Annotated in this window: 23 protein-coding genes; 21 read left to right on the top strand and 2 right to left on the bottom strand. The window is 69.6% G+C overall.

Translation table 11 applies throughout. The features are described 5' to 3' along the window. Both AC5LUJ_RS09190 and AC5LUJ_RS09185 read right to left on the bottom strand, forming a co-directional pair. Positions 1–345, bottom strand: a 345-nt coding sequence (locus tag AC5LUJ_RS09190) for an ArsR/SmtB family transcription factor (protein WP_493464777.1), incomplete at its 3' end; no start/stop codon positions are given. 208 nt (positions 346–553) lie between these two features. After that, complete coding sequence (locus tag AC5LUJ_RS09185; protein ID WP_445548300.1) at positions 554–1,804, bottom strand: FAD-dependent oxidoreductase; 1,251 nt, start codon at positions 1,802–1,804, stop codon at positions 554–556. A gap of 600 nt (positions 1,805–2,404) precedes the next feature. Here AC5LUJ_RS09185 and AC5LUJ_RS09180 point away from each other — a divergent pair. The 21 genes from AC5LUJ_RS09180 to AC5LUJ_RS09080 all read left to right on the top strand — a co-directional run. Continuing rightward, positions 2,405–3,088: a RibD family protein gene (locus AC5LUJ_RS09180; RefSeq protein WP_250282509.1), complete on the top strand. Its 684-nt coding sequence runs from the start codon at positions 2,405–2,407 to the stop codon at positions 3,086–3,088. 396 nt (positions 3,089–3,484) lie between these two features. After that, entirely contained in the window at positions 3,485–4,654 is a 1,170-nt protein-coding gene (locus AC5LUJ_RS09175) for a branched-chain amino acid ABC transporter substrate-binding protein (protein ID WP_250282511.1), read from the top strand. Positions 4,655–4,806: 152 nt separating this feature from the next. Next, the gene (locus AC5LUJ_RS09170; RefSeq protein ID WP_250282512.1) at positions 4,807–5,736 is read left to right on the top strand and encodes a branched-chain amino acid ABC transporter permease; all 930 of its coding nucleotides are present in this window, start codon (positions 4,807–4,809) and stop codon (positions 5,734–5,736) included. A gap of 251 nt (positions 5,737–5,987) precedes the next feature. After that, entirely contained in the window at positions 5,988–7,292 is a 1,305-nt protein-coding gene (locus tag AC5LUJ_RS09165) for a branched-chain amino acid ABC transporter permease (protein WP_445548301.1), read from the top strand. Positions 7,293–7,446: 154 nt separating this feature from the next. After that, positions 7,447–8,310, top strand: coding sequence for an ABC transporter ATP-binding protein (locus AC5LUJ_RS09160; RefSeq protein ID WP_250282516.1), 864 nt, complete (start codon positions 7,447–7,449; stop codon positions 8,308–8,310). Continuing rightward, complete coding sequence (locus tag AC5LUJ_RS09155) at positions 8,310–9,026, top strand: ABC transporter ATP-binding protein (RefSeq protein ID WP_250282519.1); 717 nt, start codon at positions 8,310–8,312, stop codon at positions 9,024–9,026. Before AC5LUJ_RS09160 ends, AC5LUJ_RS09155 begins: the two co-directional genes overlap by 1 nt. A 158-nt stretch (positions 9,027–9,184) precedes the next feature. Continuing rightward, entirely contained in the window at positions 9,185–9,682 is a 498-nt protein-coding gene (gene mscL / locus AC5LUJ_RS09150) for a large-conductance mechanosensitive channel protein MscL (protein ID WP_250282520.1), read from the top strand. 297 nt (positions 9,683–9,979) lie between these two features. Then, positions 9,980–10,186 (top strand): hypothetical protein, encoded by a 207-nt coding sequence (locus AC5LUJ_RS09145; protein ID WP_493464776.1) that lies wholly within the window; start codon positions 9,980–9,982, stop codon positions 10,184–10,186. 371 nt (positions 10,187–10,557) lie between these two features. After that, positions 10,558–11,766 (top strand): hypothetical protein, encoded by a 1,209-nt coding sequence (locus AC5LUJ_RS09140; protein ID WP_250290484.1) that lies wholly within the window; start codon positions 10,558–10,560, stop codon positions 11,764–11,766. A gap of 147 nt (positions 11,767–11,913) precedes the next feature. Next, positions 11,914–12,546: a vWA domain-containing protein gene (locus AC5LUJ_RS09135; RefSeq protein WP_250290486.1), complete on the top strand. Its 633-nt coding sequence runs from the start codon at positions 11,914–11,916 to the stop codon at positions 12,544–12,546. 95 nt (positions 12,547–12,641) lie between these two features. Then, positions 12,642–13,391, top strand: a complete 750-nt coding sequence (locus AC5LUJ_RS09130) for a protein phosphatase 2C domain-containing protein (protein ID WP_250290488.1) — start codon at positions 12,642–12,644, stop codon at positions 13,389–13,391. Next, complete coding sequence (locus tag AC5LUJ_RS09125; protein WP_250282531.1) at positions 13,388–14,539, top strand: protein kinase domain-containing protein; 1,152 nt, start codon at positions 13,388–13,390, stop codon at positions 14,537–14,539. Before AC5LUJ_RS09130 ends, AC5LUJ_RS09125 begins: the two co-directional genes overlap by 4 nt. 118 nt (positions 14,540–14,657) lie before the next feature. Continuing rightward, positions 14,658–15,383, top strand: a complete 726-nt coding sequence (locus AC5LUJ_RS09120) for a vWA domain-containing protein (protein WP_250282532.1) — start codon at positions 14,658–14,660, stop codon at positions 15,381–15,383. A 9-nt stretch (positions 15,384–15,392) separates the two neighbouring features. After that, the gene (locus tag AC5LUJ_RS09115) at positions 15,393–16,316 is read left to right on the top strand and encodes a hypothetical protein (RefSeq protein ID WP_250282534.1); all 924 of its coding nucleotides are present in this window, start codon (positions 15,393–15,395) and stop codon (positions 16,314–16,316) included. Positions 16,317–16,682: 366 nt separating this feature from the next. After that, positions 16,683–17,486 (top strand): hypothetical protein, encoded by an 804-nt coding sequence (locus AC5LUJ_RS09110; protein ID WP_250282536.1) that lies wholly within the window; start codon positions 16,683–16,685, stop codon positions 17,484–17,486. Between the two features lie 2 nt (positions 17,487–17,488). After that, positions 17,489–18,127 (top strand): cytochrome c oxidase subunit 3 family protein, encoded by a 639-nt coding sequence (locus AC5LUJ_RS09105; protein WP_250282549.1) that lies wholly within the window; start codon positions 17,489–17,491, stop codon positions 18,125–18,127. A 4-nt stretch (positions 18,128–18,131) separates the two neighbouring features. After that, positions 18,132–18,446 (top strand): cytochrome C oxidase subunit IV family protein, encoded by a 315-nt coding sequence (locus tag AC5LUJ_RS09100; RefSeq protein WP_250282539.1) that lies wholly within the window; start codon positions 18,132–18,134, stop codon positions 18,444–18,446. A 217-nt stretch (positions 18,447–18,663) separates the two neighbouring features. Continuing rightward, the gene (locus AC5LUJ_RS09095) at positions 18,664–19,455 is read left to right on the top strand and encodes an ABC transporter permease (RefSeq protein WP_250282541.1); all 792 of its coding nucleotides are present in this window, start codon (positions 18,664–18,666) and stop codon (positions 19,453–19,455) included. A 13-nt stretch (positions 19,456–19,468) separates the two neighbouring features. Continuing rightward, positions 19,469–20,320, top strand: a complete 852-nt coding sequence (locus AC5LUJ_RS09090) for an ABC transporter permease (RefSeq protein ID WP_493464775.1) — start codon at positions 19,469–19,471, stop codon at positions 20,318–20,320. Positions 20,321–20,334: 14 nt separating this feature from the next. After that, positions 20,335–20,643 (top strand): hypothetical protein, encoded by a 309-nt coding sequence (locus AC5LUJ_RS09085; RefSeq protein ID WP_047223236.1) that lies wholly within the window; start codon positions 20,335–20,337, stop codon positions 20,641–20,643. A 223-nt stretch (positions 20,644–20,866) separates the two neighbouring features. Continuing rightward, positions 20,867–21,383: glycerate kinase (locus AC5LUJ_RS09080; RefSeq protein ID WP_493464774.1), on the top strand; the 517-nt coding region annotated here is incomplete at its 3' end.

The raw sequence follows: 21,383 nt of genomic DNA, 5'->3' as shown, positions 1-21,383 counted from the left end.
GCCGGGATCGGGATCGGGATCGGCGAGGATCATGTTGATCCGGTCGAGACGCCCCCGCCATACGTCCGCCAGTTGGTCCAGCAGCCGACGGGCCTCGCGCAGGGCGTCCGCGTTGCCCCGTACCCGCTGCTCCCGGCCCTGCCGTTGCTTGCTGACCAGCCCGGCGCGCTCCAGCACCGCCACGTGTTTCTGGACGGCCGCGAAACTCATCGGGAACCGCCGGGCGAGCTGCGAGACCGAGTGCTCACCGGTCAGGGTGAGGGCCACGATCTCGCGCCGCGTCGCGTCGGCCAGGGCATGGAAGAGCCGGTCGGCACGTTCGGCGGACTCCTGATATACAACCATCGAGTTGTACGTTAGTCGCTGCCGCCGGGCCGGGCAAGGCACCGGACAGGACGATATGTCGGTCGGTCGGGCCGCGGCCGGCGAGGCAGCCGTCCCCGGCCATGCGAACGCATGATCACAACTGCGGTGGCCGGACGCCCGCGGCCGGAGTGGTCCGGCGGGATCGGGCCGGCGGGATCGGGCTGGCGGTGACCGCGGCCGGTGGGTGTCAGCCGGGCAGGTTCGTCGGGATGTCTTTCGCGGGAGTCGGGGCTGGGACGCCGGTGGTCGTCACCGGGGTGTCCCAGTCGATGTGATGCTGGTGCATCCAGGCGAGTGACTCGGCGCCGCTGCCGGCGGCGTGCCTGAGCACCAGCGGCAGCACGAGGCCGCGGGCCAGCCGGCCGACCGGCCCGACCGAGCGCAGCCGGCTGGACTTCCGGCCCTCGGCGACGACCCGCTCCACCCGGGGCCGGCGCAGCGCCTCGAACCGGGCGAACGCCCGCGGCACCGGCAGGTCGCGCAGGCACTGCCCGAGCACGACCGCGTCCTCGATCGCCATCGACGCACCCTGGCCGGACGAGGGTGAGGTGGCGTGCGCGGCGTCGCCGATCAGCACGGCCCGGTCGTCGTGCCAGACCGGGACGGTGGGCAGGTCGTACGTTGCCCAGCCGGTCAGCGGCCCGGGGGTGGCACCGATCAGATCCATGATCGGGGAGCGGTCGGGCTCGTAGAGCTGGCGCAGCGAGTCCCGCCACTGCGCGTCACTGATCTCTCTCAGTTCGCCGTTGGCCGGCTCGTCCCGCCGAGGCGGGTTGGCGAACCACCATGTCTGCCCGGTGGGCGTGACGAGGCGGCCGGAGAACGCCCGCCTGCCGAAGGTCATCGTCAGCACGCCGGGGCGGTCACCCGGCGGTGTGACGTCGGCGTAGCCGCCGACGTTCAGTATCGGGACGTAGCGTGCCCGTGGGCCGGACGGGTTCAGCGACTCCCGCACCCGGGAGTGGATGCCGTCGCAGCCGACGAGCAGGTCGCCGACGGCGGTGCTGCCGTCGGCGAAGGTGGCGACGACCCCGTCGGCGCCGCTGGCCACGCTCACCAGGCGTTGGCCGTGCCGGATCTCGACGCCCCGGCGGGATGCCTCGTCCCGCAGGGCGCGGTGCAGGTCGGAACGCTTGATCGACACTCCCGCCGTCCCACCCGGCAGCGGCCGGCCGGTCGGGATCTCGCCGAGTGGCCGGCCGGTGCCGGTCCGGAAGGCGATCGACGGTGTCGGGACGGCGAGCCTGCGGACGGTACGGTCGGCGCCGATTGCCCGCAGCGCGTCCAGGCCGTTGGTCTGCAGGCCGATCCACGAACCGGCCTCCGCGGCCGGGGCCGGGTACGCCTCGTGCACCAGGACGTCGATCCCAGCTCGTCGCAGGGCCATCGCGGCGACCGGGCCGGCGATCCCGGCACCAATGATCAGCGCTGTGGGCATGACTGCTCCGTTCCCCCGGAATTCCCCCGGAATTGTTTCGGAACTGCTCATCACCGGCGAATTTCCGGCCCCGGCGGCGCGCGACGCCACGAGCTACGAGTGTAGACGCCGGCGCCGCCGAGGTAGCTGCCGGCGACGCCAGCCGGCTGGCAGCGGATGGCCGGGCGCCGGTGGGTGCCGGCGCTTCACGAATCAGATTCCGGCCGGCGTCGAAGAATGTCGCGACTGATGTCGGTCGTAAGCGTGTCACCGACGGAAGGAACGACACACCCTGTTTTCGGCGCCGTGCAGGCGGTTTTTACCGCCAGCTGGACGTTATACTGCCCTGGGCGCTCCGGACGGCACCGGGAGCGTCGTCGGCATATATTCCTGAAATCCTGCTCCCGTGCTTTCCGGCTGACGGCCACCGAGGGCGGCGGGAAGAACACCGGCAACGCGGTCGGTGGGCATTCCGGGGAGGCTCGGGCGGGCCCGGTCCGCCTGGGGGCGCACCCGTGGGCACCCGACGGATCCCGGCCCGCGGGGCTCCCGCTCCCGGCTGGGCCAGGCGTGGGTACATTCGGTGAGATGGCAGGCCAGGACGAGCCCGGAGCGCCGCGTGTGAGCCAACGGCCGTATGTCCTGCTGTCGGTCGCGATGTCCGTGGACGGCTGTATCGACGATGCCGGCGAGCGGCGGCTGCTGCTGTCCAACGACGCCGACCTCGACCGGGTCGACGAGGTCCGGGCCGGTGTCGACGCCATCCTGGTGGGCGCCAACACCATCCGTCGCGACAACCCCCGGCTGCTGGTCCGCTCGGCGGCCCGCCGCGAGGAGCGGGTGGCCCGCGGCCGGCCGGAGAGCCCGGCCAAGGTTACCCTCACCGGCCGTGGCGACCTCGACCGCGACGCCCGCTTCTTCACCACCGGGCAGGCCGAGAAGATCGTCTATGCCGCGAGCCCCGCGGCGGACAGAGCGCGCGGGCGGCTCGCCGGGGTGGCATCCGTCGTGGACGCCGGCGACCCGCTCGACCTGAACACCGTCCTGGCGGACCTTGCCGCGCGCGGCATACGCCGGCTGATGGTCGAGGGCGGCGGTGCGATCCACACCCGGTTCCTCGCCACCGGGCTCGTCGACGAGATCCATCTGGTGATAGCGCCGTTCTTCGTCGGGGACCCCGCCGCGCCCCGCTTCGTCGGCGCCGGCACCTTCCCGCACCATCCGGGCCGCCGGATGGCGCTGGCCGAGGCCCGTCGGATCGGCGACGTCGTCCTGCTGCGCTACCTGCTCAACGCCCCGCCCTGATGCGCGTCCGCGGGCTCGTCACTGATCGTTTATGGGGGCTGGGCCCCGGGGCGGCGTCCCACCTGGTGGGGTGGCCTCTGGTGGGATGGCTGGTGGCCGCGCGGGACCTGCTTCGGACCGACCTGACCCAAGGTTGACACACCTGTGCGGATAGTAGGTGTAAGCGGGATGGCCGGTACCTTGGACGGCACGCAGGGTGCGTTTCCGATGCGTTCAGGAAGGGGCTACGGTGCCGACATTCGGTCAGGATGCATGGATGTCGGTGGGGATGCGTAGATGTTGGTGGGGATGCGCGGATGAGTGCTGGCGGGGCCAGCGGCATTCCGTGATCGTGACCACGTGTGCCGTCCGCGCACCGGCTCCGGGACGCGCAGCGGGACAGGTAGGAGGAGATGCATGGCCAGGCGAAAACTTCTGGGAGCGGTTGCTCTAGCCGGCGTGGTGGCCTTGACCGCCGCGGCGTGCGGTAGCGATGACGGATCGTCGTCGGATGGGAAGAAGACGATCACCATCGGCTTCCAGGGCGTCCTCTCCGGTGACAACCAGCAACTTGGTATCAACGCCCTGTACGGGGTGGAGACCGCCGTTGCCGAGGCGAACGCCAACGCGAACCTGCCCTTCAAGATAAGGCTGGTGCAGTCCGACGACGCGGGGTCACCGGACCAGGGCCCGACCGCCGCGCAGAAGCTCATCGACAACTCGGGCATCCTGGCGGTCGTCGGGCCGATGTTCTCCGGAGCCACCAAGGCCAGCGAACCGCTCTACTCGCAGGCCGGTCTGCTCTCGGTGAGCCCGTCGGCGACGAACCCGGCGCTGACCACGCTGGGCTTCAAGACCTTCTACCGGGTCATCGCCCCGGACACCGTCCAGGGCACGGCGGACGCCGACTACATCGCCGCCGTGCTGAAGGCGAAGAAGGTGTTCTCCCTCGACGACAAGAGCGACTACGGCACCGGCCTGTCCGCCGCGCTGGAGAAGGAGCTGAAGGCTCGGGGGGCGACCGTGGTCCACGACGGCATCAACCCGACGAAGAACTACACCTCCGAGGCAACAAAGATCATCGCGGAGAATCCGGACGTCCTGTTCTACTCGGGCTACTATGCCGAGCTCGCGCTGCTGTCCAAAGCCCTGCACGACAAGGGCTTCAAGGGCGTCACGGTGAGTGGTGACGGTTCACTGGACGCCAAGTACGTCGAGCAGGCCGGTGCCGCGGCGGCCGAGGGCACCTACCTGACCTGCCCGTGCAGCGACGCCAACAGCGACCCGAACGCGGCGGCCTTCGTCGAGTCGTACAAGAAGATCAATGGTGGTGCCAGGCCCGGCACGTACTCCGGTGAGGCGTACGACGCGACCAACGCCCTTATCGAGGTGTTCAAGAACCTCGGGGACAACCTGAGCCGGGAGTCGGTGGCGGAGGCCTTCGGGAAGGTCAACTACCAGGGTGTCACCAAGCTCGTCAAGTTCCAGCCGAACGGTGAGGTCGAAGGCGCGAACGACTTCATCTACCGGGTCAAGAACGGGCAGATCGTCGTTCTCGGCAACACCGTGGATCTGATCAAGTCCTGACGGGCCGCCCGAACGGTCCTGCCGGATAGTGAGGTGGTGGCCGGTGCGCTCCGCGGGCGCGGCGGCCACCACCCACGCCATGACAAGGGCACGAGCATGACCACGATCATGACCACGATCATGACGAGGACACGACCACGACGAGGAGACGCATGGGTTTTGCCGACCAGTTCTGGCAGTTGACCGTCGACGGTCTCATGGTCGGCTCGCTGTACGCGGTCATCGCCCTGGGTTACACGCTCGTCTACGGCGTGCTCCAGCTGATCAATTTTGCCCACAGCGAGGTGTTCATGCTGGGGGCCTTCGGCGGGCTGTTCGCCGCCAGGGGCCTGCTGCCGGGCGGCGCCACGCCGTCCGGGCCGGCCTCGGTGGGGCTGGTCGCCGCCGGGCTCGCGGTGGGTGCCGCCTGCGGCGCCGCGGCGGCGTTCATCCTCGAACGGGTCGCCTACCGGCCGTTGCGCCGGCGGTCCGCGCCCAGGCTCGCCTACCTCATCAGCGCGATCGGCGCGTCGCTGTTCGCGGTGAACCTCGCCGGCAAGGAGTTCGGCCGGCAGAACGTGCCGGTTCCCGACTTGTTCACCAACGGCACGCTCTTCCACGTCTTTGGCGCCCAGGTGTCCACCCAGACCGTCGTCGTCCTTGGCGCGGCGGTGGTGATGCTCGTCCTGCTGGACCGGCTGGTGGCGAGGACCCGCCTCGGGCAGGGCATCAGGGCGGTCGCGCAGGACGCGGACACCGCCGTCCTGATGGGGGTGAACGTCGAAAGAGTGATCATCCTGACCTTCGTCATCGGTGGCCTGCTCGCCGGTGCCGGTGGATTCCTCTATGCCATGACCTTCAACGCCTCGTACAACATGGGTTTCGTGCCCGGGGTGAAGGCGTTCACCGCCGCGGTGCTCGGCGGCATCGGGAACGTCCGCGGGGCCATGCTCGGCGGCATCCTGCTCGGGCTGGTGGAGAGCTACGGGGGGTATGTCTTCCAGGCGTCCTACAAGGACGTGATCGCTTTTCTGGTGCTGGTCGGGATCCTCATGGTGCGTCCGTCAGGCCTGCTCGGCGTGCGGCTGGGCAGGGCCGCGTGACCGCCCGCCCGCCCTCCTCGGCATCACCCGAACCCTCCGCGTCGGCCTCGTCCACCCCTTCTCCGCCGCAGCAGCAGCCGCCGCAGCCGACGCAGCAGTCGCAGCCGCCGACGCAGCCGGTACCGCGGCGGCAGCCGGAAGCCGCTTCCCGACCGGCGTCCCGTCCAGGCCCGGTGCCTCACCCGGGCCCGGGCCCCTCCGCCGGGCCCGTCCCCGCCGTGCCGGCGCGGGTCTTTCGAGGGGACGCCGGCGTGCTCACCCCGGCGCGGCTGCGGCAGCTCTGGGTGTGCCTCGCCCTCGGCGTTCTCGCCGCGGTGGTGACCGGGCCCGGCGGCGACTCCGCCCACCCGTTCCGCGCGTTGCGGCGCTCGGTGGTCGACCCGCGTATCGGGATCTTCATCGGCCTGGCGGTGGGCCTGTGGGTGCTGCTGATCGCCGTGGCGCGGCTACGCCCGCTGCTCGCCGAGGTGACGGCGGCGGCGCGGGCCCGCCGGCCCGTCGCGGCCGCCCTCGGGGGGCCGCACGCCACCACCGGCCTGAACGCGGTCCTGCTCGCCGCCGCGATCGTGGCGCCGCTGCTCGTCTCGACGGCGGCGCAGCAGTCGATGGTCAACGACATCGGTATCTACGCGCTGCTCGCGCTCGGGCTGAACGTCGTGGTCGGCTACGCGGGCCTGCTCGACCTCGGCTACATCGCGTTCTTCGCGATCGGTGCCTACGTGACCGCCTACTTCAGCTCGTCGTCGGCCATGCCGTGGCACGCGCCGTTCGTCATCAACCCGTTCTTCGTCTTCCCGATCGCGCTCCTGATCGCCGCGCTCGCCGGCGTGATCCTCGGCGCGCCGACGCTGCGGCTGCGCGGCGACTACCTGGCGATCGTGACGCTGGGCTTCGGGGAGATCATCCAGTTGCTCGCGAACAACTCGGACGAGGTCACGAACGGCTCGCGCGGGGTGTTCGGGGTGCCGCACCTGTCGGTCGACCTGCCCGGGATCCACTACCGGTGGGGGATCGACCCGCTGCCGTACTACTACCTGCTGCTCGGCATCGTGGTCGTCGTCATGATCGCCTTCGGCCGGCTGGAACGGTCCCGGATCGGCCGGGCCTGGGCCGCGATCCGGGAGGACGAGATCGCCGCGGAGGCCACCGGCGTGCCGACCCTGCGGATGAAGCTGCTCGCCTTCGCGATCGGGGCGTCGGTCTCCGGGTTCGCCGGTGTCCTGCTCGCCACCAAGCAGTTCTTCAACCCGCAGAGCTTCAGCCTGCAGTCGTCGTTCCTCGTGGTGGCGATAGTCATCTTCGGTGGGATGGGCTCGCGGCTGGGCGCGGTGACGGGGGCCGTCGTCCTGCAGGGGCTGGCCTTCTACCTGCGTGACAAGGTTCCGCCGACGGACCGGTACATCTACTTCGGCGCGGTCATCGTCGTGATGATGATTTTCCGCCCGCAGGGCCTGGTGCCGTCCCGCCGCCGACGCCGGGAGATCGAGCTCGCCGGCACCACCGCCGGCGCCTCGGACCAGCTCGGCGCGGCCCCGATCGGAAGGACCATCACTTGACCGCGCACGTCGACGGCTCTGTGTGTCCGGGGGTCCTCACACCTGCCGGCCGCGCTTCGTCTCTCAGCAGACACTCTGTGTTTCTGCATGCGGTGTCTCCTGGCGAGGACGCCGTGTGCCGCCGCGGGGCCGCGCGTCCCGGAAGGGCCACCGGATGAGCGCCGTTGCCGCGGCCGGGCCGGCCGACGCGGGGGTGCCGGGTGGAACGCCGTCCGACCTGGTGCTTGAAGCCCGTGATCTGACGCTGCGCTTCGGCGGGGTCACCAGTCTCGACGGGGTCTCGCTGCGGCAGCGCCGGGGCGAGATCCTGGCCGTGATCGGGCCCAACGGGGCCGGAAAAACCTCCCTGTTCAACTGCTTCACCGGCGCGTACCGGCCGCAGCAGGGCTCGGTGACGTTCTGGCGGACGTCCCGCCGGCCGGCGCGGATCGTCGGGCGCAGCCCGCACGCCATCACCCACCTCGGAATCGCCCGGACCTTCCAGAACATCAGGCTCTTCCCCGCGCTGTCGGCGCTGGAGAACGTGCAGATCGGCACCGAGGTCCGGCAGCGGTACGGATCGCTCAGCGCGGTCCTCGGGCTGCCCGGCGCGCGGCGGCAGGAACGGGCCGGGGTCAGCCGGGCGTTCGAGCTCCTCGACCTGGTCGGCCTGTCCCGGCGCGCGCACGACCTGGCCTCGTCGCTGTCCCACGGCGAACAGCGCCGGCTGGAGATCGCCCGGGCACTGGGCACCGGCCCGCGGCTGCTGCTCCTGGACGAGCCCGCCGCCGGCACGAACCCCGCCGAGAAGCGCGCTCTCGAGGCGCTGATCCGGCGGATCGCCGGGGGCGGGGTCTCGGTCCTGCTGATCGAGCACGACATGCGGCTGGTGATGTCCGTCGCGACCACGGTGGTGGTGCTGAACTTCGGCCGGGTCATCGCCCACGGCACCCCGGCCCAGGTCCAGCGCGACCCGGCGGTGGTCGAGGCCTACCTCGGTGTGGAGACCGGCGTGGATGCCGGCGGGGAGGTGCGCTGATGTTGCTGGAACTCGCCGACGTCGAGGTCAGCTACGGCGCCATACCGGCGTTGCGCGGCGTACGGCTGGAGGTCGCCGAAGGCGAGATCGTGACGCTGCTCGGAGCGAACGGCGCCGGCAAGACGACCACCCTGCGGTCGATCTCCGGGCTGCTCCGCCCCCGCCGCGGGGAGATCTACCTGGACGGCCGGCCGCTGTCGTCCATCCCGGCGCACACCCTTGTCGGGCTGGGGGTCAGCCACGTCCCCGAAGGACGGCGGGTGTTCGCCGGCATGACCGTCCGGGAGAACCTGCTGATGGGCGCCTACCATGACCGGCGGCACGTGCGGGAGGGCACCGAACGGGTCTTCACCCTGTTCCCGCGGCTGGCCGAGCGGGCCTCCCAGCTGGGTGGCACCCTCTCCGGCGGGGAACAGCAGATGCTGGCCATCGGCCGGGCGCTGATGAGCCGGCCTCGGCTGATGCTGCTCGACGAACCGTCGATGGGGCTCGCCCCCCGGATCATCCAGACCATCTTCGAGGTGATCGTCGAGATCAACAGGGCCGGCGTGGCCGTGCTGCTGGTGGAACAGAACGCGGTGCAGGCCCTGCGGATCGCGCACCGTGGCTACGTGCTGGAAAACGGCCAGGTCGCCCTCACCGGCAGCGGCGCCGACCTGCTCGCCGACGACCGCGTCCGCCAGGCATACCTCGGCGAGGACATCCCCACCGGATGACAGGCGCCGTATCGGCCCGCTCCGCACAAGAGCCCGCGGCACATCAGAGGGAGGCCGTTTTTTCCCTGTAGGGCGGGGCTGTAACCTCCGTGGTACTGGGTAGCTCCGGGCCAACCCGGACGCCCCACACAACTCGGCCGGCCTCCTGGGGGATCTGTGTGAGCGCGTTGCGAGAAGCTGTCGACAAGGGCCGTGCGCCGACCCGACTGATCGCCCCCGGGCTGAAGGGCTTCAAGGAGTTCCTGACCCGCGGCAACATCGTCGACCTCGCGGTCGCGGTCGTCATCGGTACTGCCTTCACCGCGCTGGTCACCTCGCTGGTGAAAAACCTGATCACCCCGCTGATCGCGGCCATCGGCGGGCAGCCGGACTTCTCCGCACTGACCTTCACCGTCAACGGCAGCCGGTTCAACTACGGCTCGTTCGTCAACGACGTGGTCTCATTCGTGATCGTCGCGGCCGTGATCTACTTTCTCATCGTCCTCCCGCTTGCCAGGGCGAGCGGGTTGCGCAAGCGGAACGGGCGGGCCGCGGAGCCGGAGCCCACGCCGGTCAGCGACGACATCCGGCTGCTGACGGAGATCCGCGACCTGCTCGCCAGCGCCGCGGCGGCCACCGCCACGGCGCCCGCGCCCCGCTCTCCCGGCCAGAGCTGACGACACATCCGGAGCTGGCATATCCAGAACCGACGACGGCCAGCGGCAGCACCGCCCGCCACGCCCGGCCGGGCCGGCCCGAAGGCCCGGCCGGCGCGAGCCGAGGGCGCCTGTCGTCATGACGGTTCCGCGGAACGGTAGCGTTCGAGCTCTGTGAACGGTAGCCTCCGGGGCCTGTAAACGATCAACCCTGCCGGGGCTGAGGCCGGGGCTCAACTGTCGTCCGCAAGCCATGAGAAGACCCTGTGGGTCCCCTACCTGCACCGCGCGTTTCCTGCTGGCACCGACCGCCGTGACGTGGACGGACGGGTCAGTCGCATGCACGTGGTGCGCAACCGTGCCGCGCACCACGAGCCCCTGTCCCGTCTCGATCTTGCCGCGGTCCTCGGCGACCTGCTTTTCCTCGTTCATCTGATAGCGCCGCCACTTGCCGACTACGTGACCGCGGCCAGCTGGGTTCCCGCGTTGATCGCTGCCCGGCCGCATCCAGAGATGAGTGCGTAACGGTCTCAACCACTCCGGGAGTGGATCATGTGGCCGCCGGGGTACTTCCCCGCTGCCGAACATCGGCGTGGTCCGGCGGTCCCGGTCTGCCGGCGTGTGATCCGAGGAGGAGCCGGTGGCGGCGGTCCTGCCGCGCTACCGGTCGTGCCACCTGCCGCGCCGTCGTATCGGGCCGGCGTATCGGGCCGGCGTATCGGGCCGGCGAAGCGGACCGGGCTCTGGTGGGGCCGGGCCGGGCGGCAGGTCCGGGGCAATCGGGTCGCTATGCTGGCTTTCCGCTGACTACAGTGGCCTGTAGCTGTCACGAGCAGCAGTAGATATCGCGGGGGGTTCCGGTGCTGCGAGGCGGCCATCATCGCCCCGTGACGGGTATGGACAGCGTCGCGCGGCAGCGACGGCGGCGTCCGGGCCGGTTACGGGCCCGAGCCTGGTTACCGGCGGCCGCGGCGGCCGTTGTGATCGTGGGGCTGGCCGCCGTGACGGCGGTCGTACCGCCGCTGTCCGGGTGGCCTGCGGTGGCCGCGCCGGTGTCCGATCAGCGGCCGGTGTTCCAGGTACGTGTCATGGAGCTGCCGGCGCAGGTCGACCGGACCGTCCTGGACAACCTGAACAGCCTGCTCAACGGGGTTCCGGACGGCGACGGAGCCGTCGTGGTGCGGGTGACCGGCGCCGCCGGGCTGGCCGGTGACCAGGACAGGCCGGCCGCCCTGGATACGATCTTCGATCGCCGGGACAGGCTCGTCGTCCAGGTCGCCCTGCCGGACCGTTCCCGTACCGGCGCGCAGCCCGATCTCGGGACGGCCGGTTCGTTGCTGCTGGCCGTGGCCGGCCACCGGTTCGCGGACGCGGACTCCGCCCGCGCCGCCTTCGCCCGCAACGACAGCGGGGGCGGGCAGCAGGCACCCTGCAAGAAGCAGTGCCGGGAGCAGGTGGCGGGTACCGGGACGGAACGCGAATCGCGGATGTACGCCACCAACACCGACCCGTTCGTCCTGGACGTCACGCTCAGGCGGGTGTTACAGGTGGACTCCTCGAGCACCCCGTTCACCGGGCCCGGGGATTCGCTCCTGTCGGAGCGGGACGACTCGGGCCGGTCGTTCTGGTTCTACGTGCTGATCGTCGCCGTGCCGCTCGGGCTGGTTGCCGTGCTCTGGCGGCGCGGCCTGTCGAGCCGGAAGGGCGGCGGTGCCGACAACGGGCCGACCACCGCCGCGCCCCGACGGCACGGCCCACCATCGGCGGCGCAGCAGTGGCTGGTTCGCTGGCGTCGCCTGCTGGGCCGGGAGGACGACGGTGCCGGCGGCGGCGACAACGACGAGGACGACGAGGACGACGGGTATGGCGGCAGGCGGCCGCTGTCCCCGGTCGCGCAACCGAACGTCGGCATCGGCTCGTTCGGCGTCGTGCATTCCGCTTTCGATCCGCAGGGCTACGTCGAGGTCGACGGCGGGCTCTACCGTGCGACCTGGAAGGGCGGCCCGGGGGCAAGCCGGCCGCGTGTCGGCGACCAGGTGCTGCTGAGGACGCACAGGGTGGACGGGCTACAGGCCTGGCCGCCGCACGGCAGCCCAGACCGGTAGCCCGCAGTGACTACGCAGACGGGGACACATCGGAAAATGGCACCTCGTAACAGCTCTGACAGGCCAGCGGACCGTCAGCAGCCGCGGGACATCATCGGGAACATTCCCATTCCCCGGCCGAGCCATCGCGTGCTCGTGGTGTTGTGCATGGACACCTCGTACTCGATGCGTGGTGAGGCGATCGGCAGGCTCAACGACGCGCTCGCCGGCTGGGCGCGCAGTATGCGGGCCGGCGAGAAGATGGCGCGGACCACCGAGTTCGCGCTCATCACCTTCGGCGCCGGGGGAGTGCGCAAATGGCGCGGCAGCGAGAGCTTCGACCCGCGCAGCGACCGGACCCCGTTCGTGCCGGCCCACAGTTTCCAGCCGCCGAAACTGACCGCCGACGGGGTGACGCCGCTGGTCGAGGCGGTCCGGCTGAGCATCTCGGTCATCGAGGCGCGCAAGCGGCAGCTGGCCCGGGAGAAGGTGACCTGGAAACGTCCGCTCGTCTGGCTGGTCACCGACGGCCGGCCGACCGACGACCAGGGGCATCCGAGCTTGGACTGGCGGCCGTTGGCGAGCGAGATCCGCGGGCTGGAGGCGAACCAGAAACTGGCGCTGTTCGCGATCGGCATTCCGCCCATCGACGACCAGGGCCAGGAAACCCTGCGCGAGCTGGCCCCGGAGCGGAACATGATGTACGGACGGTTCGACTTCAGCGACATCCTCGTGCAGCTGGACAGAAGCGTGGAGGACCCCAACTACAAACTGCGCGGCTACCAGCCGAGGCAGGTATGACCCCCGGCCGGCGGTCCGTGGCCGTCCGGAGCGGTGCCGGCGGCCGGCCCGACCGGTGGCGTATCCGGGGGGCCAGCGTCCAGGGGTATTCGCACGTGCGGGAGGGCAGATGGTGCGAGGACTCCTTCGCCCACCTGTCGCTGGGCGGGCAGGGGCCGCTGCCCGACGTCCACGTGCTGGCGGTGGCCGACGGCGCGGGATCCGCGCCCCGGTCGGCCGAGGGCTCCCGGCTCGCGGTCGCGATCGCCACCCGGCTGGTGCGTGACCGGATCCACCGCGCCGGCCGGTCCACGACCGCGCCCGAACTACAGCGGATCCTGGCGGACGCGCACGAGGAGATAGTCGCCGAGTTCCGGCGGATCGTCGCCGCGATCGCCGGGCCGGAGCACGTCGGCGAGTTCGCGACGACGCTGACGGTCGTCGTGCTCGCCCATCCCGTCGTCGGCTGTCTCGGCATCGGGGACGGCTTCGTCGTCGTCCGCACGGGTGAAGGCGGACAGGATAACCTGCACCTGCTCGACGCCGGGACCGCCGACGCCGAGCACGCCACCCACGCGGTCTTCCTGACCTCGGACACCAGCCGGGCCGCCCGGGTGAACGCCGTCTACGACCCCTGGATCAGCGGTGTGTTCGTGTCGACCGACGGCCTGATCCCCGCGACCCTGCGGCGGGACGACGACGGCCGGCTGGCGGTGTCCCGGGAACCGGTCATCGACACCGTGCTCAGGCTGCTCGACGACGATCATTTCGACGCCTCCGGGCTCGTCCAGCTGCTGTTACGGGCGGACGTCACCGAAGCGACCCAGGATGACACGACGCTGTTGGTGGCGGTCCTGTGCCGGTGACGGAGATCTTTGTCAACGGGCGCAGGCTGACCTGTTCGACCGTGCTCGGCGCCGGGACCGAGTCGGTCGTCCACGCCGTGGACGGTGACTCCCGGCGGGCGGCGAAAATCTACCGGGAGCCCGACGCCCGGCGCACCCGCCGGCTGGAGTGCATGCTGCGTGCCTTCCACGCGTCACAGTTCGTCGATCCCGTTTCCGGTCATCCAGGGCTGGTGTGGCCGGAGGAACTCGCCCGCGACTCCACCGGGGCGGTTCTCGGATATGTCATGCGGCGCTCCGAGGACCAGCCGCTGAGCACGTTCTTCGAGCACTACACCCGGCTGACGAACTTCCCGGGCAAGGACTGGAAGTTTCTGCTGGGGGTGGCCAGCAACCTGAGCCAGCTGGTCGCCGTCCTGCACGACCAGGAGATCGTGATAGGCGACCTGGCACCGTCGAACATTCACGTCCGCGCTGACGGGCTGATCAGTTTTCTCGACTGCGACTCGTTGCAGTTCCGGTACGACGGGGAGGTTTTCGCCTGCCACACCGTCACCCCGGAATACGCCGCGCCCGAGCTGCTGCCCGAGCTGTCCGGCCGCAAGAGCGTCGAGACGGACCGGTTCACCCTCGCCGTGCTGATATGCCAGCTGCTGCTGTGCGGGGAGCATCCCTTCCAGGGGATTCCGGCCCGGGAGCTGGACGTCGACCCGTCACCCGAGACGAACATCCAGTACGGCATCACCGTCCTGACGGCGCCCAGGGAGGTCGAGGTCCCGGACGAGGCCGTCGAGCCCGACGTCCTGCCGCCGCCGATCGCCGCGCTGGCCAGGCAGACGTTCGGGGCGGGCCACGGCACGGCCGGGTCGCGGCCGGCCGCGCAGGAGTGGGCCGACGCGCTCGACCTGGCCTGGGACGACGTCCAGGTGTGCGGCAACCGGAGGGGCCATACCTACAGCGGGCATCTCCCGGAATGCCCGTGGTGCGCGCGGGCCCGGACCGGCCGTTTCGACCCGTTCCCGGCGCTGTCGCACCTTGCCGGCGGTGCCGACGGCGGCGCTGCCGGCGGTGGCGTGGCTCCCACCACGAAGGTCACCAATGTTGTGCTGGCTGTCGCGATCCTGCTGCTTCTCGCGCTGGCGGTCGTCGTTGCCGTGGTCACTCGGTAGCCCGGTGCCCGGCGGTCCGCCGGCCGGGTGATCTCGACAGATGTGACATCGACAGATGTGACATCGACGGAGACGGCGGAGACGGAAGCGGCATCGGCAGAAGGAGGTGGAGACAGCCGTGTATCCCACAGGCACACACCCACAGAGCACCCTGATTCCGTTCTACCTCGTGGTGGACGTCTCGCAGTCCATGGACGGGCCACGCCTGGACACCGCGAACCTCATTCTGCGGCGGATCGGGGAGGCGTTGGCCCGTGATTCGGTCGCCGCCGCCCGGGTCCGGGTCGGCATGATTGACTTTGCCGGCGGCAGCCGGACGGTGCTGCCACTGTGCGACCTGCTCACCACGACGACGTTCCCCCAGCTGGCGTGCCGTGACGACGGCACCCGATACGCGCCCGCGTTCAACCTGTTACGGGCCACCGTCGACCGCGACCACCGCCAGTTGGAGGCCGACGGTTTCGCCGTGGGCCGCCCCGGGGTGTTCTTCCTCAGCGACGGTGAACCCTTCGATGATCCTCCCGGTGCCTGGGAGGAGGCGTTCGCCACCCTGCTCAGGGAATGCCCGGCCATCCCGCACATCATCCCCTGCGCCGTCGCCGACTCGAATCCCGAGATCATGCGGGTGCTGGCTCATCCGGCGCCGACGGCGCCGTTGTTCATACAGAGCCGGCTGGCCAGCCCGGAAAGCGCGATCAGGAACCTGACCGAGATCATCGTACGAAGTGTTGTGGCCTCGGGCCACCAGGAGATGGTGGTGATCGATGAAACGGACGTCCACGCCCTCGACACGGTCATCGTCGATCCGCCCGAGTCCTGGATCGACCCGGACGTTCGTTACTGAGAGCATTCCATGAAATGGCAGAGTGTTGCTGTCGAGCGGCAGCGGCTGGGCCGGGCCGATCTGCTGAGCCGGGGCGGGCAGGCCGTCGTCTACCGGCTGCCCGAATTCGGCCTTCCCGAGGTGGGGGTGCCGCTCGTCTACAAGGAGTACCGCTCCATCGTGGGGCGGGTGCCGGCCCAGGGCCTCGCCAACATCATTGCGCTGCGGCTGGCGCTGCCGGCGGACCAGCGCCTGTGGTTCGACACGCATCTGGCCTGGCCACTGCGGATCGTGGTCGACGGTGACGCCGACTCCGCCCGCGCAAAGGTGCTCGGAGTCGTCATGCGGCTCATACCCGACGCCTTCTTCCAGGTCTTCCCGGCAGCGACGGGAGGGCCACCGCAGCGCCAGCCGTGCGAAGCGCGGTCGCTGTTCGCCGGTCCCGAGCAGATGCGGGCGCTCGGTCTGCCGTTCCCGGACCGTGCGCAGCGGTGGTGGCTGTGCCTGCGGCTGGCCTACCTGGTGGCCTTCCTGCACAACCAGGGCATCGTCTTCGGTGACATCTCCGCCCGTAACGCCCTCTACCGTCTGCGGCCGACTCCGGATGTGCTCCTGGTGGACTGCGACGCGGTACGGAAGGTCGGCAACGCGGCGGTTGTCGACCAGGGCCACACGCCGGACTTCTTCCCCCCGGCGATACACGAGCCGCAGTCGATCAGCTCTGACCTGTTCAAACTCGGCCTGTTCATCGTCCGTATCCTCGCGCCCGGCCGGACGGTCACGCCGGAGAGCGCCGTACGGGCTGTCGAGGGTGTTCTCGGCCGGGCCGGCGTGGATCTCGTGCGGGCCAGCCTGTCCGCTGAGCCGCGGGACCGGCCGGCGGCGCTGCTCTGGTACCGCTACCTGCGCTCCGGCGCGGGCTCCCATCCCGGGACGCTGCCGTTGCGGGGCTGAGGGCCTGAAGGCGGCCCACGTCCTCCGCGGCGGCGTCGATCGGTGGACGAGCGCCAGCAGATCTTGCTGTGGGGCCCTGCCGCGGCGGGACGGGGCCGTTGCTGTCGCAAGATCTGAACAGACGATCGTACGTTTGTGTGTCGTAGCGGACACGGCGACATTGACACAGGTCACACAGGGAACTAAGGTCGGCGGAAAACAATCACTTGTTTGTTAGTGTGACCACCGTCTGGGGTGTGAGTTTGCTGCTGGCTGTGATGGTCGCGCCCGAGGAGGCGCGAGGGTGGATTCTGCCGGCGCGAAGCAGGGCATAACGGGCCGCCCGGCCCGCCTGCACCACCTCGACCGAGGGAGAAGGAGGGTCCCGTGAGCGCTACCGATGTCATCACGTCCCCGCTGGGAGGGGGAGCGGACACAAACAGATCCGCTCTGGCTCAGGCCGAGCGTCGGAGCATGAGCCGCAACTCGCAGTTACTCGTCGCCTGGTGCGGCCCGGCCATGTTCGTTTTATTCGTGATCGGGAGTGTCTGGCTCGCCCGGTACTTCCCGCCCGCCATCCACCCGAATGATTCCGCCCAGGAGGTCGCGCAGTACTACCGGGACCACAAGGACGCCATTCGGGTCGGTCTCGTGTTCACCTGTCTGGCCTATGCGCTGATGGGCGTCTGGGGCGTGTGCATGGCCGTCCAGACCCGGCGCAAGGAAGGGCTCTTCCCGGTTCTGACCTACGTCCAGCTGACCTGTATGGCCGCGGGTACCGCGCAGATCGTCGTGAACTGCGGTCTCTGGGCCACCGCCGCCTTCCGCCCCGGGGAGACATCACCGGAGATCACGCAGGCGTTCAACGACGCGGGCTTCATCATCCTGCTCGGCACCTGGATGCCGTTCACCATCTGGGCCATCGCACTCGGGCTGAACATCCTGCTGGACAGGACGACACCGGTTTTCCCGCGCTGGACGGGATACTTCAGCATCTGGTCGGGTGTGTGCTTCATGCCCGGCGGGACGGTGTGGTTCTTCAAGAGCGGGCCATTCGGCTGGACCGGTGTGGTGTGCCTGTGGGTGCCGTTCGTGGTCTTCGGCGCCTGGGTGCTGTACTTCAGCTACCTGTCGATGCAGAACGTCAGGCGCGGCTTCGTCCATGAGCAGGACCTTGCCGCCGTGTCGTGACCATGAGTGTGCCGTCCGGGATGGATCCGTTCGTGGACCCGTTCGCCTCGCGCACCGCGAGGGCGCCCCAGTGGCGTCCTCGCGGTGGGGGCCGGGTGCCGGGCGAGATCGGTATCTGGGTCTTCATCTTCGGGGACATGCTCGTCTTCGGGCTGTTCTTCGGTGTGTTCGTCCACGAACGGTCGCGGAGCACCGAGCTCTTCGAGCAGGCGCACGAAACCATGAACCTGACGTTCGGCGCGGTGAACACGTTGTTGCTGCTGACCGGGTCGATGTTCGTCGTGCTGGGCCTGAGCGCGTTGCGCGGAGGGGCTTCCCGGCCCGGCTCGCGGATGATCCTCGTCACGCTGCTCTGCGGCGCCGGCTTCGTCCTCAACAAGTACCTGGAGTACTCGGACAAGATTGACGCGGGGCACACGCCGTCGGCCAACAGCTTCTACATGTACTACTTCGTCTTCACCGGTATCCATCTGTTGCACCTGCTGATCGGAATGATCGGCCTTGTGATCATGTACAGGATCGCCCGCAAGCCGGTCCTGGAGGCCCGGGACATACGTAATCTCGAGGCCGGCGCCTGCTACTGGCATCTTGTCGACCTGCTCTGGATAGTCCTGTTCGCGCTGCTGTACCTGATGAGGTGACCAGATGTCGACGCATGCCGGGAGCGCTGCCGTCAGGAGTTCCGTCCTCAGGAGTTCTGTCCGCAGGAATCCGACCGTCGTCGCCTGGCTCGCGCTCATGGGCGCGACCGTGGTCTCCTGGTATCTCGGGGAGGGGCACGGCGCCCCGGCGGCCGCGACGGCCGGTGTGATTGTGGTGGCCTTTTTCAAGGTGTACCTCGTCGGCCGGTACTTCATGGAGCTCCGGGAGGCTCCGCGAGTACTGCGTCTCCTGTTCACCGGATGGGCCGTGGTGGTGTGTGCGGTTCTCGTGGCCATGTACCTTGCCGCCGGCGGCTGAAACGGCTGGCCGGTGCCGTGGTGTGGGGCGGCGTTTCCCGGGACCGTGGGTTTTCTCGCTGTCGCGGATACCGGCAGGGATGGGAATCCCGTCGACGACGCGGTGGGCCCGCGGGCGTGGCGCACCGCCGAACTGATCGAGGAGACAGATGACACAGCAGGTTGTAACCGAGCCCGGCAGCCACCGCTCACGTCCCCGGCCCATTGCCACGGGTGTCATGACAAGGCTTCCGCCGCTCCTTCAGCGGGTGACCGTCGACGTCGGGCAGAGCGGGCAGTTACTCGGGCGGCTGGCGACCACGGCGGTACGCCAGCCGCGGGGGTACTGGGGGAGTACCCGTGACGAGATGTACGCGATGCTGCGCTTCTGCTGGCTGCCGTGCAGCCTCGCGGTCGGCGGCTTCACGTTCCTCATCGCGAACTACGCGTACGACCTGCTCAGCCTGCTCGGTGGGCAGAACCGGCTGGGCACCTACTTCGTGATGGCGAGTCTCCGGGAGATCTCGCCGTTCTGCACCGGGATGGCCGTCGCGGGCGTGATGGGCACGGCCATGACCGCGGACCTCGGCGCCCGGCGCATCCGGGAGGAGCTCGACGCGCTGAAGGTGCTCGGGATCGACGCGACACGGATGCTGGTGCTCCCCCGGGTGCTCGCCATCACGATCATGACGGTGGCCTTCACCATCATCGGCGGCCTGCTCGGCATCATCATGGCGATGCTTTCCGCGACCGTGTTCGGCGCGACGTCCACCGGCGGTTATTTTGCGAATTTCCTGTCGAGCCTGACGGCCCCCGAACTGGTCGGCGTCCTGATCAAGTCCACGCTCACCGGCCTGTTCATCGGTATCGTCTGCGCGCAGAAGGGGCTCACCGCGCGTGGTGGGTCGGAGGGTGTCGGACGGGCCGTCAACGAGGCGGTGGTGCTGTGTTTCGCCGCCGTGTGGGTGATCAATTTCATGGCGAACGCGACGCTGCTGGGCCTGAACCCCGACATGCTGGTGAACCGGTGAAAGGGGTTCGACGGTGACCGTGACAGAAAACAGCAGTGATGTCGCGGCGAAGCCGCTGACAGATACCGGTACCGGCAACTTCGGTTCCTACAGCAGTGAACGGTCGTTGGTGTACGACCTCGGTGAGATCGCCAGGTTCACGGTCACCTCCGTGCGCCGCCTGCCGGGGGTGCGCCACTACGGCTCCGAGGTGCTGCGCCAGGCCGGGATCGTGATCCTGTCCAGCTCCGGGATCATCTGGTTCATGATGGCGATGCTGGCCGCGGAGGCCTCGTTGGAAGGCCACTATCTCCTCAGCCAGCTGGGCGCCGGTAGTTACACGGGGGTGTTCACCTCGACCGCCGACTACACGGTCGCCCCCGAGATGTGGGGGTGGATTCTCTCGGCGAAGGTCGCCTGCGGGCTGGTCGCCGAGCTCGGCTCGATGCGGATCAGCGAGGAGATAGACGCGCTGGAGGTCATGGGCCTCGACTCGCACTCGTATCTCATCAGCACCCGGCTGCTCGCGGTCGTCATCGTCACGCCGTTCATGTTCATGATAGGTACCGGAATCATGTACTGCGTCGAGTACATGCTGAACGTGCACGTGTTCCACAGCGTGTCCGCGGGCGGGTATCTTTCCGTCTTCTGGGCCTTCCAGACCCGGCAGGACGTGTTGTTGTCGCTGGCCATGGGCGCAATCATGGGAATGATGATTGTCGTTGTCGGCTGCTACTACGGGTACACGGCCAGTGGCGGCCCGGTCGGGGTCGGCAAGAACACGGCGAAATCCATGGTGATCAATCTGGTCATCGTCAGCGTGATCGGGGCGGTGTTCCAGCAGATGTTCTTCGGGTCGCTGACACGCGCGCCCATCGGGTACTAGACCATGGCCGGCAGATGTTCGACCGCATGGGCGGCACCGCGTTCGTCTCGCTCGACACCCGTCAGCGACGGCACGGCGCGATGAGTGACGCGATGTTGGCGCAGTTCGCGTTCGCTGCCGTGTTCTTCGTTATCGGATGCTGGGGGCGACGACACGCCGCCGATCTCGTTTCTCGGGCCCTTTCCCGCGAAGCGCGGACAGCAAAGGAACAGTCGCTGCGTCGGGGGGCACGCTACTGCCAGATCGTTGCGGTGCTCTTCATCGTGTTCGGGGCGACCGGGCAGACCTTTCCTCTTGGCCTCCCATTTGACGGTCCCATGTAACGGGAAACACGGATCGTGATGGCAGCACTGTCGATCGGATACGGGCGAGACCCGGGCTGGGAGGTGCCCACGCCAGGCCGGTGCGGGCACCACGGCGACGGCAGGGTGCTTCCGCGTGCTCGGGTGGCCTGTTCCACGGCACGCCCCCTTCCTGGCCGACGTCACGCGTCTTCCGGACGCTGGGGCTGGCCGCGGCAGGTCCTGACATGCTGGGCTGGCGGCTGTGACGCATGTTGTGCTGGCACCCGACAAGTTCAAGGGATCGTTGAGCGCCGCCGAGGTGTGCGCGGCGCTGGCCGAGGGGCTGCGCGCGGCCCGCCCGGACGTGCACACGGTGTCCCTGCCGGTGGCGGACGGTGGCGACGGCACAGTCGAGGCCGCGCTGTCGGCGGGATACCGGCGGGTCGCGGTGACCGTGGAGGGGCCCACGGGCGAGCCCGTCGACACGGCCTACGCCGAGTGCGACGGCACCGCGATCGTCGAGCTGGCCGATGCCTGCGGCCTGCGCCGGCTGCCGGGCGGGCGTCCCGCGCCACTGACGGCGTCCAGCTACGGGGCGGGGCAGGTGCTCGCCGCCGCTCTGCGCGCCGGCTGCCGGCGGGTGGTGCTCGGTATCGGGGGCAGCGCGAGCACCGACGGCGGTGCCGGGCTGGTCGAGGCGCTGGGCGCCGTCCTGCTCCCCGGGAGCCCCGGGAGCCCCGGGAGGCCCGGGAGCCCCGGGAGGCCGGGGAGGCCGGGGA

It is taken from the genome of Protofrankia sp. CiP1_Cm_nod3 (genome assembly GCF_982290655.1).
Note: the sequence above shows the minus strand (reverse complement) of the source record. Positions and strands in the feature narration are given on the sequence as shown.

What these genes read in the sequence shown, in the direction of transcription:
- AC5LUJ_RS09085 (WP_047223236.1), top strand. Translation starts at nt 20,335, where the DNA reads ATGTTCGACCGCATGGGCGGCACCGCGTTCGTCTCGCTCGACACCCGT.
- AC5LUJ_RS09185 (WP_445548300.1), bottom strand. Translation starts at nt 1,804, where the DNA reads ATGCCCACAGCGCTGATCATTGGTGCCGGGATCGCCGGCCCGGTCGCC.
- AC5LUJ_RS09105 (WP_250282549.1), top strand. Translation starts at nt 17,489, where the DNA reads ATGAGTGTGCCGTCCGGGATGGATCCGTTCGTGGACCCGTTCGCCTCG.
- AC5LUJ_RS09170 (WP_250282512.1), top strand. Translation starts at nt 4,807, where the DNA reads ATGGGTTTTGCCGACCAGTTCTGGCAGTTGACCGTCGACGGTCTCATG.
- AC5LUJ_RS09100 (WP_250282539.1), top strand. Translation starts at nt 18,132, where the DNA reads ATGTCGACGCATGCCGGGAGCGCTGCCGTCAGGAGTTCCGTCCTCAGG.
- AC5LUJ_RS09160 (WP_250282516.1), top strand. Translation starts at nt 7,447, where the DNA reads ATGAGCGCCGTTGCCGCGGCCGGGCCGGCCGACGCGGGGGTGCCGGGT.
- AC5LUJ_RS09095 (WP_250282541.1), top strand. Translation starts at nt 18,664, where the DNA reads ATGACAAGGCTTCCGCCGCTCCTTCAGCGGGTGACCGTCGACGTCGGG.
- AC5LUJ_RS09115 (WP_250282534.1), top strand. Translation starts at nt 15,393, where the DNA reads ATGAAATGGCAGAGTGTTGCTGTCGAGCGGCAGCGGCTGGGCCGGGCC.
- AC5LUJ_RS09135 (WP_250290486.1), top strand. Translation starts at nt 11,914, where the DNA reads ATGGACACCTCGTACTCGATGCGTGGTGAGGCGATCGGCAGGCTCAAC.
- AC5LUJ_RS09175 (WP_250282511.1), top strand. Translation starts at nt 3,485, where the DNA reads ATGGCCAGGCGAAAACTTCTGGGAGCGGTTGCTCTAGCCGGCGTGGTG.
- AC5LUJ_RS09155 (WP_250282519.1), top strand. Translation starts at nt 8,310, where the DNA reads ATGTTGCTGGAACTCGCCGACGTCGAGGTCAGCTACGGCGCCATACCG.
- AC5LUJ_RS09140 (WP_250290484.1), top strand. Translation starts at nt 10,558, where the DNA reads ATGGACAGCGTCGCGCGGCAGCGACGGCGGCGTCCGGGCCGGTTACGG.